The sequence below is a fragment of the Pseudoalteromonas sp. TAP-3C genome (genome assembly GCF_059888565.1).
Genome location: NZ_JCBFEM010000002.1, coordinates 258,632 through 274,565, shown reverse-complemented (window position 1 = coordinate 274,565; position 15,934 = coordinate 258,632). Strand labels below are relative to the sequence as shown.

The 15,934-nt window shown below is 42.4% G+C and carries 11 protein-coding genes; 8 read left to right on the top strand and 3 right to left on the bottom strand.

What is annotated here, in order from left to right; genetic code table 11:
• The first annotated feature begins 153 nt into the window (after window positions 1-153).
• From AC6H44_RS17135 to eat, 3 genes are read left to right on the top strand one after another with little or no spacing between them, the layout of a single operon-like run.
• Window positions 154-1,554 (top strand): ethanolamine ammonia-lyase subunit EutB, encoded by a 1,401-nt coding sequence (locus AC6H44_RS17135; protein WP_500739071.1) that lies wholly within the window; start codon window positions 154-156, stop codon window positions 1,552-1,554.
• A 2-nt stretch (window positions 1,555-1,556) separates the two neighbouring features.
• Window positions 1,557-2,441, top strand: coding sequence for an ethanolamine ammonia-lyase subunit EutC (gene eutC / locus AC6H44_RS17130; protein ID WP_500739069.1), 885 nt, complete (start codon window positions 1,557-1,559; stop codon window positions 2,439-2,441).
• Window positions 2,442-2,476: 35 nt separating this feature from the next.
• Window positions 2,477-3,889: an ethanolamine permease gene (gene eat, locus AC6H44_RS17125; RefSeq protein WP_500739068.1), complete on the top strand. Its 1,413-nt coding sequence runs from the start codon at window positions 2,477-2,479 to the stop codon at window positions 3,887-3,889.
• Window positions 3,890-3,999: 110 nt separating this feature from the next.
• On the opposite strand, the gene AC6H44_RS17120 is transcribed toward eat, so the two are convergent.
• Window positions 4,000-5,025: a LacI family DNA-binding transcriptional regulator gene (locus tag AC6H44_RS17120; RefSeq protein ID WP_500739066.1), complete on the bottom strand. Its 1,026-nt coding sequence runs from the start codon at window positions 5,023-5,025 to the stop codon at window positions 4,000-4,002.
• 366 nt (window positions 5,026-5,391) lie between these two features.
• Here AC6H44_RS17120 and AC6H44_RS17115 point away from each other — a divergent pair, with 366 nt between their 5' ends.
• The 5 genes from AC6H44_RS17115 to nagP all read left to right on the top strand — a co-directional run bounded on the left by AC6H44_RS17115 (window position 5,392) and on the right by nagP (window position 12,600).
• Window positions 5,392-8,082: a beta-N-acetylhexosaminidase gene (locus tag AC6H44_RS17115; protein WP_500739064.1), complete on the top strand. Its 2,691-nt coding sequence runs from the start codon at window positions 5,392-5,394 to the stop codon at window positions 8,080-8,082.
• Window positions 8,083-8,234: 152 nt separating this feature from the next.
• A complete protein-coding gene (nagK, locus tag AC6H44_RS17110) occupies window positions 8,235-9,146 on the top strand; it encodes an N-acetylglucosamine kinase (RefSeq protein ID WP_500739063.1) in 912 nt (303 codons plus the stop codon).
• Window positions 9,146-10,144 carry a glucosamine-6-phosphate deaminase NagB-II gene (nagB-II, locus tag AC6H44_RS17105; protein ID WP_500739062.1) on the top strand — a complete coding sequence of 333 codons (999 nt, stop codon included), beginning with the start codon at window positions 9,146-9,148 and terminating at the stop codon, window positions 10,142-10,144. The genes nagK and nagB-II overlap by 1 nt, the downstream gene beginning before the upstream one ends.
• On the top strand, window positions 10,145-11,272 hold the full coding sequence (gene nagA, locus AC6H44_RS17100) for an N-acetylglucosamine-6-phosphate deacetylase (protein WP_500739060.1): 1,128 nt from the start codon (window positions 10,145-10,147) through the stop codon (window positions 11,270-11,272).
• Between the two features lie 32 nt (window positions 11,273-11,304).
• Window positions 11,305-12,600, top strand: a complete 1,296-nt coding sequence (gene nagP, locus AC6H44_RS17095) for an N-acetylglucosamine MFS transporter NagP (RefSeq protein ID WP_500739058.1) — start codon at window positions 11,305-11,307, stop codon at window positions 12,598-12,600.
• A gap of 68 nt (window positions 12,601-12,668) precedes the next feature.
• On the opposite strand, the gene AC6H44_RS17090 is transcribed toward nagP, so the two are convergent.
• Together AC6H44_RS17090 and AC6H44_RS17085 are read right to left on the bottom strand one after the other, a co-directional pair.
• Window positions 12,669-14,168 carry a phospholipase effector Tle1 domain-containing protein gene (locus AC6H44_RS17090; RefSeq protein WP_500739057.1) on the bottom strand — a complete coding sequence of 500 codons (1,500 nt, stop codon included), beginning with the start codon at window positions 14,166-14,168 and terminating at the stop codon, window positions 12,669-12,671.
• A gap of 109 nt (window positions 14,169-14,277) precedes the next feature.
• A complete protein-coding gene (locus tag AC6H44_RS17085) occupies window positions 14,278-15,582 on the bottom strand; it encodes an NAD(P)/FAD-dependent oxidoreductase (protein WP_500739055.1) in 1,305 nt (434 codons plus the stop codon).
• Window positions 15,583-15,934: the final 352 nt, after the last annotated feature.

Genomic DNA, 15,934 nt, shown 5'->3' with positions numbered 1-15,934 from the left:
TAAAGTTAACTAATTGAAGTCATTTAAAAAGTAATAATTTGCCAAAATTCGATATGTGCTTGGTACGAATTAAGCTGTCTTGAAGCTATATACAATTGATTTATAAATAGTGATGCAGCAAAACCTATACCAAGTAGCTATATGGAGTAAATAATGGGGCAAAGGTATCGATATACATTAGGCACGCAGGTGTACAATTTTAAAAACTTGGCTGAAGTGATGGCAAAAGCAACGCCTGCGCGTTCGGGAGATCGCCTTGCAGGGGTGATTGCAGGCTCGGCACAAGAGCGAGCCGTGGCGCAAATGACATTGGCAGATATTCCGCTTAAAACGTTTTTAAATGAGGCGCTAATTGCTTATGAAGAAGATGAAATAACCCGCTTAATTATGGATGAGCACGATGCTAATGCATTTACAGCGATTGCTCATTTAACCGTGGGGGATTTTCGTAATTGGTTATTAAGTGATTATGCAACCCCTGCTGTGTTGGCAAGTGTTAGGCAAGCCATAACCCCTGAAATGGCTGCGGCTGTAAGCAAAATAATGCGTAATCAAGATCTTATTTTAATTGCTAAAAAATGCCATGTAACCAGCGCGTTTAGAAACACCCTAGGCTTACCCGGCCACTTATCAACGCGTTTACAACCTAATCACCCTACGGATGATATTAACGGTATTGCTGCTAGTATTTTAGATGGGCTGCTTTACGGTAATGGTGATGCGGTTATAGGCATAAACCCTGCAACCGACAACGTAGCGCAGGCGATTAAGCTAATGACATTAATGGATGAGGTAATTCAAAAATATGAAATTCCTACTCAAAGCTGCGTCCTTACCCATGTGACTAACACGATTGAATGCATAGAAGCAGGTGCGCCGGTTGACTTAGTGTTTCAGTCTATAGGAGGGACTGAGGCCACCAACTCAAGTTTTGGTTTTAATTTAAATACCTTAGCCGAGGCACAAGATGCCGCACTGAGCTTAAAGCGCGGAACAGTTGGCAGTAATGTGATGTATTTTGAAACGGGGCAGGGCAGCTCGCTTTCGGCTAATGCGCATCATGGGCTTGATCAACAAACCTGCGAAACCCGTGCGTACGCCGTAGCACGAAAATTTAATCCTTTATTGGTTAATACTGTGGTGGGCTTTATTGGTCCGGAGTATTTATTTGATGGTAAAGAAATTACTCGCGCAGGGCTTGAAGATCATTTTTGTGCCAAGCTATTGGGCATTCCGATGGGCTGCGACGTGTGTTATACCAATCATGCCGAGGCTGACCAAAACGATATGGATAACTTACTTACGCTACTTGGTGTAGCTGGTTGCTCGTTTATTATGGGCATTCCAGGCTCTGATGACATTATGCTTAATTACCAAACCACCTCATTTCATGATGCTTTATATGTGCGCCGAGTGCTGGGCTCTCGTCCTGCGCCTGAGTTTGCAATATGGCTAAATAAAATGAATATTATGAAAACCAGTGATGATTTTATTTTATCGAAAAGCCTCCCTGCCGCTTTTGCTAAACCCGTTAATGCGATAAAAGGAGGTTGAGTATGAAATCAAGATCTAAAGCAACGTCTGTTACAAATAACAGCGATAATAAACATAAAAATAATGGCAACGTAGTACATAACCCATGGCGCGATTTACGCCGTTTTACCGATGCGCGAATTGGCCTTGGCCGAGCCGGCATTAGTTTACCCACCTCTGAAATGCTGGCATTTCAACTATCTCATGCACAAGCGCGTGATGCGGTGAACTTTCCGCTCGATATAAATGCATTAACCGAGCAGCTTAGCAAACTGAGCGCTTTGAAGCAGATCGATGAACCTTTGCTTTTACATAGTCAAGCTGTTGACCGAGTGATGTATTTACAGCGTCCCGATTTAGGCCGTAAGTTAGATGAAAATGGCCGACAAACCCTCATTAATTTTATTTCTGGGCAGCAAAACACCACAGCAAAATACGATTTAGCCATTGTGATCGTTGATGGTTTATCGTCGCTGGCGGTACAAAAAAATGCGTATCCTTTTATCAATGAATTACTAACCCAGCTAGGTGAAAACAGTGGGTTAAATATTGCGCCTTTTAGTGTGGTTGAACAAGGTCGGGTGGCAATTGGGGATGATATTGGTGAGCTTTTAAATGCGCAAGTCGCTATGGTGTTAATAGGTGAACGCCCTGGGCTTAGCTCCCCTGATAGCCTTGGTTTGTATTTAACCTGGGCACCTAAAACAGGCCTTAATGATGCCTGTCGCAATTGTATTTCAAATATTCGCCCTGCTGGCTTGTCCTATAGTGAGGCCGCAAGGCGTGCGGTTTATTTATTACGTGAAGCAAAAAAATTAAAACTAACAGGAGTGAACTTAAAAGACCGGACACAGGATGATGTGATTGAACATCAACAATCGAGCCGTCATTTTTTAAATGCAGAATAAACGGTAATTAGACAAATATCGACAAAGAGGGCGTTATGGCTACTAATAATTCAGAGTATTTAGCAAAAAGGCAGCTTAAAAGTGGCACTGCAGGTTGGTTACTGCTGGCGGGGTTAGGGGTATCGTATGTTATTTCGGGTGATTTTGCAGGGTGGAACTTTGGTATTGCAGAAGCAGGCTGGGGTGGCTTCGCGATAGCGGCAGTATTAATGGCCATTATGTATTTAAGCTTAGTGTTATCGCTGGCTGAAATGTCAGCCGCTATTCCTGCTGCAGGGGGAGGCTATAGCTTTGCTCGCCAAGCAATGGGGCCAAGCGGTGGTTATTTAACGGGGCTTGCGGTATTAATCGAATATGCGTTAGCACCGGCTGCCATTGTTATTTTTATTGGCTCTGCGGTAGAGGCATTAACGGGGTTTAACGGCCCATGGGTTTATGCGCTGTTTTATTTGGTGTTTGTAGGTATTCATTTAGCGGGTGTGGGTGAAGCGCTAAAAGTAATGATGATAATTAGTGGTTTGGCGGTATTGGCTATTGTTGCCACAGCCGTGGTATTAATCACTAATTTTGAAATTACAAATTTATTTGATGTTACCGTTACCGATGCCGCTGGTGCAAATGAATTTTTACCTTTAGGTTGGTATGGGGTATGGGCGGCATTACCCTTTGCTATGTGGTTGTTTTTGGCAGTTGAAGGCGTGCCTTTAGCCGCAGAAGAGGCAAAAGATCCCGCTAAAGATGTACCTAAAGGGATTATTGGCGCTATGGTGTTTTTATTGTTTACCGCGTTATTAGTTGTGGTATTAGTCCCTGGCGCAGCCGGTGCAACGGCAATGGGCGCCAGTGCCGTACCTTTAGTCGATGCCCTAAATGCAACAGGTAATAGCAGTTTAGCAACGGTGGTAAATATACTCGGATTAGCAGGGCTGGTGGCATCGTTTTTCTCTATTATTTATGGTTATAGCCGTTTGGTATTTGCGCTGTCACGTGCAGGATATTTACCACGAGCGTTATCAATCACTACAGTGCGTAAAGTGCCCGCACGCGCGTTGATTGTACCCGCTGTATTTGGCTTTTTAGCGTCACTCAGTGGAGAAGGGGATTTGATGTTAGCGATGGCCGTGGTGGGCGCAACAATATCGTATGCACTGATGGCGTTAAGTCATATTTTATTGCGCTTTAAGCAGCCAGATTTACCTCGTCCTTATAAAACCCCGGGCGGTGTGGTTACCTCAGGTATTGCATTGTGTTTATCGATTGTGGCGTTAACCGGTGTGTATGCATTTGATCCCCGCGCGTTTTTATACACTATGGTGTTATTTGCAGTGGGTGCTGCGTATTACTTTGGCTTTAGTGCTAAACATTTAGTGGCTAAAAGTGCAGATGAAGAATTTGCTATGCTGGCTGATGCTGAAGCAGATTTAAAGACAGCCATAAATGAGGGTTAATGTTTGTTAATAAACTCAGTAATACAGAAGATATATTCAAAAATCAGGCCGTTTTTGATACCAACAAGCGCTGGAAGATTTTCTTGCAGCGCGCGGCTTTGAATATTTAATTATTCAGCTTGAAGAGGCGCTGCTGTAGAGTCTCTGACAATCAGTTCAGGGGTGTAAAGTTTAATTATGTCGCGATCGCTACCGTTGCGAATTTGCGCTATTAACAAGCTGGCTGCATCGTCAGCTATTTTATTATTAGGTTGATGGGCGGTGGTGAGTTTTGGCCATGTTTGGCGTGAGAATGGGCTATCCTCAAAGCCTGTAATTGAAAGCTCACTGGGTATATCAATGTTCATTAATCTTGCAGCAAATAAAGCGCCTGCCGCTATTTCATCATTACATGAGACAATAGCGGTTGGTCTATTTTTTTGATTGATCAGTGTTTTAGCGCCCTCAACCCCAGATTCAAACGAGTACTCGCCATCAATAATTAAACTCGGCTCTATTGCTATGGCATGTTGGGTTAACGCTGCTTTGTAGCCTTCTAAACGTTCTTTGGTCGAGTTATGCTCGCTGCCACCGGCTAAAAAGCCAATGCGGGTATGGCCGTTATTAATGAGATGTTCGGTAATCGATTTAGAGGCGAGATTATCATCAATCATAATGCAAGGCGTTAATGTATCGGGTGCATTGTGCCCTGATAAAATACGCACTACTTTAATATTTAACTGAGTTAGTTTTTCAACAAAATCAGGCATCTCAGAAAATGGCGGGGTGAGTAAAATACCAGCAATACGGGTACGTTGTATCATGCTGGTTATTTCATCAATGATATTTGCCTCTTTGGCATCACATGGGTGAATAAGTAACTCAAAGCCCTGTTTTTTACACGCATTCAAAATACCGTTTTGCATGTCTATGATGTAGTAGGCATTAGGGTTGTCGTAAATGTAAGCTATGCTGTAAGCTTTTGTTCCAGCTAGGCTTCTTGCAGCTAAGTTAGGTTGAAAATTTAATTTCTCTACCGACGCCATTACTTTTTCACGGGTGTTGTCACGTACCGACGTTTCATTATTTATTACTCGTGATACCGTTTTTATTGATACCCCAGCATCTTTTGCTACGTCGTTTATTGTTGTTCTCATAGGCTTAATAAACCTTTAAATATCATTTTAGGGGCTAATTTATCGGCTAACATTCACTGCAAAAATAGTCAACTGTACTCGAGTTTGATTATTTGCCGGCTAAATTGTAACGACATCAATCATTATTGGTAGTTAATTTATACGCCTTTTTTTAAAAATGGTAGAGAAAACTTTTCAGCTTTAATTTAAATACCGTTATTTAAGAGCGAATTATACGCATGCATGTAAATTTTTTGTATGTTTTTGCCGTTTTATGTAGCTATAAAAGTTAAAAAAAGATACATTAATAAATTAATGACAGCGTTGTCATATTTTTGAAATAAGTGCTTGAGTTACTAAGTCAATAAAAATAGAGGAAAGTAGCGTATGGAGATTAAATCATTACTGACAGCGTGTTGTTTAGCACTGGGTTTAAGTGCATGTCAGGGCAATACACATGAACAAAAGGCAGTATCGGTTCAGCTAAGTCCTGCGAGCGATAATGCGGTTGAGTTTCTTGCCAAAACGCTACAAATAAAATACCAGCAAGTTGATAACCGTCCATCATCGCAGTGCGATCCAGATATTGAAAACGGTCACTGTTTTAAAGCGAACTTACATTTAACCGCGAGCTCAGCAATTAATGTTGATCAATGGAAAATTTACTTTAGCCAAATTACGCCCATTCAAATGGCAGTGAGTGATGAATTTACTATTAAGCATGTTAATGGCGATATTCATGTCATTGAGCTTAAAGACGGATTTACTGGCTTTAAAGCGGGTGAAACAAAAACCATCACTTTTTATGCCCATTTTTGGTCACTATCGCAAAGCGATGCAATTCCCAACTATATCGTCGTTAACAATAATGACACTGCGAAAGTGATTGAAAGCACAAAAGCTAGCATTGACTCAGAGACGGGCTTAGAAGTATTACCTCATGTAGAGCCTTATACCGATTACACTCGCCAATTTAAACGCACCGCGAATGATAAAACCCAGTGGCTAACAGCTGAACGTTTATTTGAACGCAATGAAAAGTATGACTTTTCAGCGTATTTAACGTCGCAAAATAAAATGAGCAATGTGATTGCTCAACAAATTATTCCGACCCCAGGTTTTAGCGAATTTAGTCAAACACAAACGCTAGATATAAGCCAAGGGCTTAGTATTAATTATACAGGCATAGATAAAACACGTTTATCGGCCGCAACACAAAGGTTGGCATTACTCGGTATTAATTTAAGCGATGATGCAACGGCAATTAAAGTCACGCTCAATACCACACATAAAAAAGATGAGTTTGATGGCAGCTATAAATTAGCAATTAAAGCTGATGAGATTGTAATTGATGCCGCTGACGAAACGGGCATTTTTTATGCTTTGCAAAGTTTAGCGAGTTTATATCAGCTAAACAGCAATACTTTACCGGTAGGAGAAGTGATTGATGCCCCGCATTATCAGTTTAGGGGAGTGTTAGTTGATGTAGCACGAAATTTTCGCGATAAAGACTTTATTTTAAAGCTGCTTGATCAAATGGCGGCCTACAAACTCAATAAGCTACATTTACACTTAGGTGATGATGAAGGCTGGCGTTTAGAAATTCCATCATTGCCTGAACTGACAGATGTAGGGGCAAAACGTTGTTTTGATCCCGCAGAGCAACAGTGTTTAATGCCTCAACTCGGTGCGGGGCTTGATACTTCAAGTGCAGCAAACGGCTATTATTCGGTGGCAGATTATCAAGAAATACTTAAAGCGGCGAGTGCGCGTCACATTCAAGTGATCCCATCGCTTGATATGCCTGGGCATTCTCGTGCTGCAATTAAAGCCATGCAAGCGCGTTATAATAAATACATAAAGCAAGGTGATAAACAAAAAGCCGAGCAGTTTTTACTTTATGATCCGCTTGATACCACTGTGTATTCGTCGGTGCAACATTATAACGATAACACCATTAACGTGTGTTTAGACTCCTCCTATGCGTTTATTCGTGAAGTAATGGAGCAGGTAAAAGGGATACACAGTGATGCGCAGCATCCGTTAACGCGTTATCACATAGGCGCTGATGAAACCGCCGGAGCCTGGGTTGATTCACCGGCTTGTGACGATTTTATTAAACACAACAAGTTAAAAATTACCGACGCGAGCCAGCTGGGCAGCTATTTTATTGAGCGTATTGCTAATATGTTGGCTGATATGAACATTGAAACCGCCGCCTGGAGCGATGGCTTATCGCACACTAACCCAGAGAATATGCCTGATGTTGTGCAAGGTAATAGCTGGGATTTATTAATGTGGAATGGCCATCAACGTGCCCATGAATTTGCTAATAGAGGTTGGCAAGTAGTGCTCTCACCCCCCGATGTGCTGTATTTTGATTTCCCTTATGAGGCAGACCCACAGGAGCATGGCTATTACTGGGCTTCAAGGCATATAAATACTGAAAAAATATTTCAGTTTATGCCTGATAACTTACCGATTCATGCTGAATTTTGGCTCGATAGAGAAGACAATCCTTATGTGGCCGATGATACGTTAAAGCGTGATGAACAAGGCAAGCTAGTGTCAGCGCCTTTGGCAAAAGATAAACGCTTTGTAGGTGTTCAAGGGCAGTTGTGGAGCGAAAATACCCGCACCAACAATATGGCTGAATATAAGCTCTTCCCACGGTTATTGTCGTTGGCACAACGCGCATGGCATAAAGCGGACTGGGCGGTGCCTTATGATCACAACGGCTTTGTTTACAGCCAACAAACAAATCGCTTTAGCCCTGCATTAAAGCAGCAGCGCGATTTACAATGGCAAGTTTTTGCAGCCACTATGGGACTAAAAGAGTTTGCTAAGTTAGAAATAGCGGATGTGCATTATCGGCTTGCCAATGCGGGCGCTAAAATTGAGAACAGCATGTTGTACGCTAATATTGCCTACCCTGGTTTGGTAATTGAATACAAACAAGCAAGCGCAGATTGGCAAACCTATAAACAACCCGTTAAAGTAACACACGATGTGTGGGTTCGTTCTAAAACGCCATCAGGGAGTCGTGTTAGCCGAAAGCTCAAAGTAACGCACCATTAAGGTGCGCTTTGTTAAGAAGAAAGAAGTTATTTATTTGTAAATAAAATTAATGACAACGCTGTCATTTATGCTAGTATAAGTTTCATACAGTATGGCAGTCCGGTTTTATTTTCAGTGTTTTGCAAAACGGTCGAACAAATTAAGAGGAAAAAATGATCACCAACAATATTAATAACAATCAACTCTTTGTGGGGATCGATGGCGGCGGCACTAAATGTAAAGCAATTATCGTCAATGGCTGTAATGAAATAGTTGGTGCCGGTGTGGCGGGCCCAGGTAACCCATTGCATGGCTTTAGCCAAGCAACTCACTCCATCGAGCAATCAGCACGTTTAGCACTCAAAGATGCAGGGCTCAAAGATACGCCTTTGTCTGCACTAATAGCAGGTGTTGGTTTGGCTGGAGTTAACTTACCTAGTTTGTTAAATAAAATGACCCAGTGGCAACACCCATTTAAAACCATGCATTTAACGACCGATTTATTAATTGCTTGTATGGGCGCTCATCAAGGTAGCGATGGTGCAGTGATGATTGCAGGGACTGGCTCATGCGGGTTTTCATATGTAAATGGTCACACATTTATGATTGGTGGACATGGTTTTCCTCATGGCGATAAAGGCAGCGGTGCATGGATAGGCTTCACTGCTTGTCAGCAGGTGTTATTGAGTCTAGATAAATTAATCCCAAGGGGTGCACTGACTGATTTGGTCATGAAGTATTTAGACGTGCGTGATGCAATGCAGCTGGTTGAGGTGATCGCGAATAAACCAGCGGCATTCTTTGCGCAGCTCGCTGGCTGTGTTTTTCAAGCTGCAGAGGTCAACGATGCCAAAGCGATTGCTATTTTAAAAGAAGCAGGCGCTTATTTAAGCGACATTGCACGACAATTATTAGATAAAAATCCACCACGGCTTTCGTTTATTGGTGGCTTATCAGCGGTGATGACAACATGGTTAGATTTCGACATTCAAACTAGTTTATCAGCCCCATTATCATCACCAGAAATGGGATCCGTTCTTTACGCTAAACAACAGCACGTTAATTACAGTAACCAGGAGTTATGATGTTTAACACACTAATGGAAAAAGAAGCGGCGCAAACGCCTAATATTATCGAAAAGCAAATTATTGCCAACCAACCTTTAGTGGAAAAAATTGGGCAAACGCTTCGCGATATGAACCCTAAAGTAGTGATGATGATTGGCCGTGGCTCGTCAGATCATGCTGGCGTTTTTGGTAAGTATTTAATTGAAATTGAAGCCGGTGTGCCGGTCAGTTCAGCCGCACCTTCAGTGGCGAGTGTATATGGTAAAACACTTAAACTTAAAGGTGCTGTGGTGATTGTTATTTCTCAATCGGGACGTAGCCCAGATATACTTGCCCAAGCAAAAATGGCGAAAGAGGCGGGCGCTTATTGTATTGCGTTGGTTAACGATGAAGCGTCGCCACTGCAAGACATAGTCGATGATTTTGTTCCCCTTAAAGCCGGTGATGAAATGTCGGTGGCGGCAACAAAAAGTTACTTAGCCACGTTATCGGCACTGGTACATATTGTTGCTAATTGGACGCAAAATGAGTCATTATTACAAGGGCTTAAAGAGCTGCCAGCCGCGTTAGGTGAAATGATAGATTCGCCAACTCAGCTACAACCTGCTGAGTTTGCAAACATTAACAACATGGTGGTACTGGCGCGTGGTTTAGGGTTTTCTATTTCAAAAGAAATGGCGCTAAAGCTTAAAGAAGTCTGTGCTATACATGCTGAGTCATTCAGTAGTGCGGAATTTTTACATGGGCCGGTGACCTTGGTTGAGCAAGGCTTAGTGATTTTAGATTGCTCAATTGATGATGAAACTAAAGCGTCACACCAGCAGCAGATTGATGAGGTCACAAAGCGCGGTGCACACGTCATCAGCCTCAATCAAAACGGTATTAAGGTACACCCTCGATTAGCGCCATTTTTAGTATTGCAGCGTTTTTATCTTGATGTGGCAAAAGTGGCGATAAGCCGTGGCTTTAATCCGGATGAGCCAAAGGGGCTTAAAAAAGTAACAAGGACATTATAAATGTCAGTAAAACGTATTCACGTAGCAGAGCTATTCGATGGCGAGCAGTTTGTAAAAGATAAAGTGTTAAGCATTGATGCGGGCGTTATTACGGCAATAGATGATAACGTGCAACAGGCAGATGAGCACCTAACGGGGTTAGTTGCGCCGGGCTTTATTGACTTACAAGTGAATGGGGGTGGGGGGGTATTATTTAATCGTACTAGCAGTGTTGATGGGGTTAAACAAATACTGCTGGCGCATGCCAAGTACGGTACAACTGCGATGCTGCCAACCTTAATTACCGATACCGTTGAAGTGATGCACCAAGCGGCCAACGTAATAGCCCAAGCGATAGCCCAAAAAACCCCCGGAATTATTGGCATTCACTTTGAAGGCCCGCATTTATCAGTGGCAAAAAAAGGGGCGCATAGCGCTGATTTTATTCGCCCTATTTCTGATCAAGAATGGCAGGTATTGTCTCGTCAAGATTTAGGTAAAGTGGTGGTAACGGTTGCGCCCGAAAATGTTTTACCAAGTGATATTACAAAAATGTGCGATTTAGGCATACACGTTTGTTTAGGTCATACCAATGCAAGCTTTGCTCAAGCTCAGCGCGCGGTTGATGCCGGCGCAACCGGATTTACGCATTTATATAATGCCATGTCACCCTTGCAGGGCCGCGAGCCGGGTGTTGTCGGCTGTGCCTTATTAAACGATGACACCTATTGCGGCTTAATTGTTGATGGGCACCATGTTGACTATGGTGCATGCCAGCTTGCCTTAAAAGCAAAGCCAATGGGGCGGGTGTTTTTAGTCACTGATGCTATGCCACCTGTGGGTACCAATGACACTCAATTTGCTTTTTTTGACCGTACTGTCAGCTTAGACAATGGCAAACTCACCTCTACCACCGGTGAGCTGGCAGGCTCTGCGCTTGATATGGCAACGGCAGTCAGAAATACAGTAACCCATTTAAAGCAGCCATTAGCGCAAGCGCTTAATATGGGAAGTTTATACCCTGCGCAGTATTTACAGTTGCCCGCCACACACGGGCGATTAATACTGGGTAGTCCAGCAGATTTTGTACAATTAAACACACAACAACAAGTCATTAGTACCTGGATTGGCGGCGCTTTGGTTTGTTAACAACATAATAAATATAATTAAAGGAAAATAACATGACAACCAATGTTATGGATACGTCCAAAAACAGTAGCGTGGTGCCAATGGCCATTGTTGCAGTATTATTTTTTATACTGGGCTTTGCTACTTGGCTTAATGGCTCGTTAATGCCGTACTTAAGTCAAATTTTACAGTTAACCCCATTTCAAGGATCGTTAATTTTATTTTCCTTTTATATTGCCGTTACCTTTACTGCACTGCCCTCGGCTGTGTTAATTAAAAAAGTCGGCTATAAAAACGGTATGGCATTGGGTATGGGCTGTATGATGTTAGCGGGTCTACTGTTTATTCCTGCCGCTATGTCACAGTTTTTTCCTTTATTTTTGTTAGCCCAGTTAGTGATGGGGACAGGACAAACTTTATTGCAAACGGCTGTTAATCCGTATGTGGTGCGTTTAGGGCCAGAAGAGTCGGCGGCTGTGCGCATTAGTATTATGGGTATTTTAAATAAAGGGGCGGGGGTTATCTCCCCTATGGTATTTACCGCCTTAATTTTAAGTAACTTTACAGGCACCGTGGGCACTGAGCTGAGCCAAGCGCAAGTTGACGATATGGCAAATGGTCTTATTTTACCTTACTTAGGCATGGCTATATTTATTGGTTTATTAGCTTTTGCGGTTAAAAAGTCGCCACTGCCGGAGCTAATTAGCGATGAAGTTGAAACCGTCAATGATAAAGGTGAAATACGCGAAACCATGTCACATCCTAATTTAGTGTTAGGCGCTATTGCGATATTTTTGTATGTCGCGGTTGAGGTTATTGCCGGCGATACTATTGGTACCTTTGCGTTATCACTGGGTATTGAAAATTACGGGGTGATGACCTCATACACTATGATGTTTATGGTATTTGGTTATATTTTAGGTATTTTACTTATCCCTAAATTTATTTCTCAGCAGGCCGCTTTAACCGCCTCGGCTGTATTAGGGATTGTTATTACATTATGTATTTTACTGCTTGATGCGCAGTCGTTTGTTATTGCCAATGCGTTATTGGTGCCTTTAGGGGGCGCTAATTTACCCGATGCTTTACTGTTAATTGCCTTTTTAGGCTTAGCAAATGCCATTGTTTGGCCTGCTGTATTCCCACTGGCATTATCAGGACTGGGTAAACTAACCAGCACAGGCTCTGCACTGTTAGTCATGGGTATCGCGGGTGGTGCATTTGGCCCGGTGCTATGGGGCCTATTGAGTGGCTTTACCTCGTTACAAACAGGCTACTCGGTGTTATTACCTTGTTATCTATTTATCTTATTTTATGCCGTAAAAGGCCATAAAATGAAAAAACAATAACGTCCACCAGCTATCCCAAGCTCAGTGCACTTTGCAGTATAAAGTGCACTGATTATAAGGGCTGCTTATCAGCTTAATCGCGTTACCTTTAATTTTATCCTTCCTGCATTGGCGCCATAAAAACGATTTAAATCATTGGCAAATGAACAAAACTCTCCTGATTTTTTAATAGTTATTTTAACCCCCTCAGCAATTTCAAACGCATGCTCATCGGTTTGACCAATTGTGCCAATTAAACTAAACCACTGGGCGGTCGCTAAACGCCTAAATGGCTCAAGCAATGCCATGGGGATTTCTTTGACGCCGAGTTGCACATTATCGCGATGCCAGCCAGAAGGAGGGCACTTTACACCATCGTCATACCAATATTGATTAGGATAAGGGGTGAAGCGATAGGTTGCACCTTGAGCAAGCATTAAACCTGTGGCGTTATAGACTTCACTGGCGTACACCATGACATCTTGGCTTTGATTAACCCTCAGTAAACTCATATTTTGATTGGCGAGCATAATATGCGCGCTGATCCCCATAAAATTTAGCGTACTGTCGTCGCTGTAAATCATTTTATAGTGTACGTTTTTTAACGATTCGGGACGGTAACTGGTGAGTTTATTAATTCGCTGTGCAACACTGTGATGTATTAACGGGGGGTTGTGGCTTATTTCATCGTTAACAAGTACGCAGCACTGCCTATCAACGAGTTTAAAAAATGGATTTAACCAAAAGTAATTTTGCTGATGACTCAGCGCCAGCGGATCGGGAATAATGGTGACATCGTCTTGGGCAACCAAATTACTTTGTGGTAGTAGGCTTTCGTAGTCTATGTCGTGACTGGTTAACAATGAAATCGACAACGGTTGGGCAATCAGCCATTCAGTAGCATAACGCAGGCAAATATCAGCAAGTCCATCGCGATAATACCCTCCTCCCACATCAGAATGGGCTCCTGCAAACCATAGTTCGGTAATGTTAGCTTGCTGGTTCATTAAGGTCGGTTCAAAGGCGCGACGCTTTTCATCTAGGGCAACACAGTGCAGCGCCTCAGTGACATTACTGGCAATGGTGTGATTTTCAAAAATAACATGCTCTGCGCCGCGGGTGGCTTTATTCACCTTTGACAAGCCAATTGAGGCGACGGTGTCAAATACACATAAATACAGATTTTCGTTAATCAATGGCTCTAAGCATTTAGCAAAGCGCCGAGCCAATGCAGCGCCTCGGCTAAAACCAGTGAGTAACACAGTATCACCGGTTTGATAATGCTGTTTAAAATCGTTAATAGCGTGGTTTAAAATGCTGGCTACATCGTCTGAGCGTGGAGCAAGTGCTTGATTTAAAATTCGCTTTAAACGACTGCCTTTGGTACCTATTCCTTGATAATAAAAACTTAATTGCTGTGAAAAGGGGGTAATGGGGGAGTCATCTAGTTTACCGCCAACGAGTAAGTGTAATTTTAAAATATTAGAAATACTGGCGTCTTCTTTATAATGTTCTGTACTAAATTGGTCTGCGTCTCGGGGTTCACTGCCTGTACCATCAAAATTAAAAATAAGCGTTTTAAAGGTCATTGCTAAATTCCGTCTGTGGTTTGTATAAATTTACACGGGAATTATGAAAAATTAAAGACGGCGGTAATAAATATTTGTTAAATCTAATTTATTACCGCAACTGATATATTTAGTGCAGTTTCATTTTAGGACGTACAACGCGCAGCACTTTTTCGCTGATCCACAAAGCAAATGTTTTAGCACTGCCATGAATGGCGCGCTGATGCATACGATACAATGAAATATACATAAAGCGGGCAATTTTACCTTCAATAAAAAAACTATTACTGGTTAAGTTACCCATTAAGCTGCCTACGGTGCTGTAACGCGATAAATTTACCAGTGAGCCATGATCGTTATATTCAAACTTTTTAAGAGGTTGCTGGCGTAGTGTAGCAATTAAATTCTTTTCAACGCATTGTGCCATTTGGTGTGCCGATTGTGCGCGTGGTGGTACTTGCGTACCGTCATCTTGGGTAAAGGCGCAGCAATCACCAAGCACATATATTTGTGGGTCAAGGTTACTTTGTAAGTAATCATTCACTTTTATTTGGTTGTTACGCGTCAGCTCAAAAATACCTAGCGCTTTAATAAAATCGGGTGCTTTTACACCCGCCGCCCACACCATAATATCCGCGTTTATATGCTCGTCACCGCTTGTAATAAAGCCGTGTTCGGTTGCTTGTTTAACCTGCGTGTTTTCACGCACAGTGACGCCTAACTTTAATAATTCACGCTTGGCTGAACTGGCAATTCGCTCAGATAGCGCGGGTAAAATTCTAGGACCTGCTTCAATTAAGTGTATATGCAGGCGTTTAGCCGACATATTAGTTAACCCGTATATTTTGAGTAAATCAGAAACATGATAAAGTTCAGCTGAAAGCTCAACACCGGTAGCACCGCCACCAACAATGGCAATATTTAATGAGTGCTGTGGGTTATCATCTTGATGAAGGCGGGTGAAGTTATCTAATAGGGCGTGTTGAAAACGCTCAGCTTGTTGGTTTGAGTCCAGGTAAAAACAGTGTTCTTTAATGCCTGGCGTATTAAAGTCGTTACTGACACTGCCAATGGCAATAACGAGGTGATCATAACGAACTATTCGCTCAGGTAAAATTTGATGTCCTAACTCATCATTTAAGGGGCTTAAAGTGATGGTTTTATGGTTGTTATCGAGGTTGCAAAAAGTACCAAGTTGAAAGTTATAGTGATGTTTAGCTGCATGAGCCGAATACACAACCCCATCTAAATCGGCATCTATAGAACCCGTTGCCACTTCGTGCAGTAACGGTTTCCATATGTGAGTGCGATTTTTATCAATGAGTAATATAGTTGCGTGTTTTTTCTTTCCTAGTTTATGCCCTAGCTGAGTTGCGAGTTCCAGCCCGCCAGCGCCACCGCCTATGATGACAATTTTTGGTATGGTTATATCCATGACTATGCCCTTAAAAGAATTATACCTAAATGCTCTTATGGTGATGAAACGTATGGGGCACTTAGGTATTAAGCAGAACAAAAATGTTCAAAATACCTTTTCAAGCAACGCAATTATAATGCGCCTTTTTCCACAATTTGTCAGTAAAATTAAGGGAAAAACTAGGGTCTGTTGACCTTTCAAGGTTAAATTTGCAGCAGTCTGTTTGGTATTTAGGCAAGGCAGAGCCTATGTAGTGTGGTTATTCCCCATAAATAGGCGATAACGCAGCATCAATGCCAAACAGGCGCTGCCCTTCGGGTTCGGCCTAGGGGCGATTAACTCTTTGTTGCTCGGTTTTTACTTAGCCCAC

What these genes read in the sequence shown, in the direction of transcription:
- AC6H44_RS17135 (WP_500739071.1), top strand. Translation starts at nt 154, where the DNA reads ATGGGGCAAAGGTATCGATATACATTAGGCACGCAGGTGTACAATTTT.
- AC6H44_RS17085 (WP_500739055.1), bottom strand. Translation starts at nt 15,582, where the DNA reads ATGGATATAACCATACCAAAAATTGTCATCATAGGCGGTGGCGCTGGC.
- AC6H44_RS17090 (WP_500739057.1), bottom strand. Translation starts at nt 14,168, where the DNA reads ATGACCTTTAAAACGCTTATTTTTAATTTTGATGGTACAGGCAGTGAA.
- eat (WP_500739068.1), top strand. Translation starts at nt 2,477, where the DNA reads ATGGCTACTAATAATTCAGAGTATTTAGCAAAAAGGCAGCTTAAAAGT.
- eutC (WP_500739069.1), top strand. Translation starts at nt 1,557, where the DNA reads ATGAAATCAAGATCTAAAGCAACGTCTGTTACAAATAACAGCGATAAT.
- nagA (WP_500739060.1), top strand. Translation starts at nt 10,145, where the DNA reads ATGTCAGTAAAACGTATTCACGTAGCAGAGCTATTCGATGGCGAGCAG.
- AC6H44_RS17120 (WP_500739066.1), bottom strand. Translation starts at nt 5,025, where the DNA reads ATGAGAACAACAATAAACGACGTAGCAAAAGATGCTGGGGTATCAATA.
- nagP (WP_500739058.1), top strand. Translation starts at nt 11,305, where the DNA reads ATGACAACCAATGTTATGGATACGTCCAAAAACAGTAGCGTGGTGCCA.
- nagK (WP_500739063.1), top strand. Translation starts at nt 8,235, where the DNA reads ATGATCACCAACAATATTAATAACAATCAACTCTTTGTGGGGATCGAT.
- nagB-II (WP_500739062.1), top strand. Translation starts at nt 9,146, where the DNA reads ATGTTTAACACACTAATGGAAAAAGAAGCGGCGCAAACGCCTAATATT.
- AC6H44_RS17115 (WP_500739064.1), top strand. Translation starts at nt 5,392, where the DNA reads ATGGAGATTAAATCATTACTGACAGCGTGTTGTTTAGCACTGGGTTTA.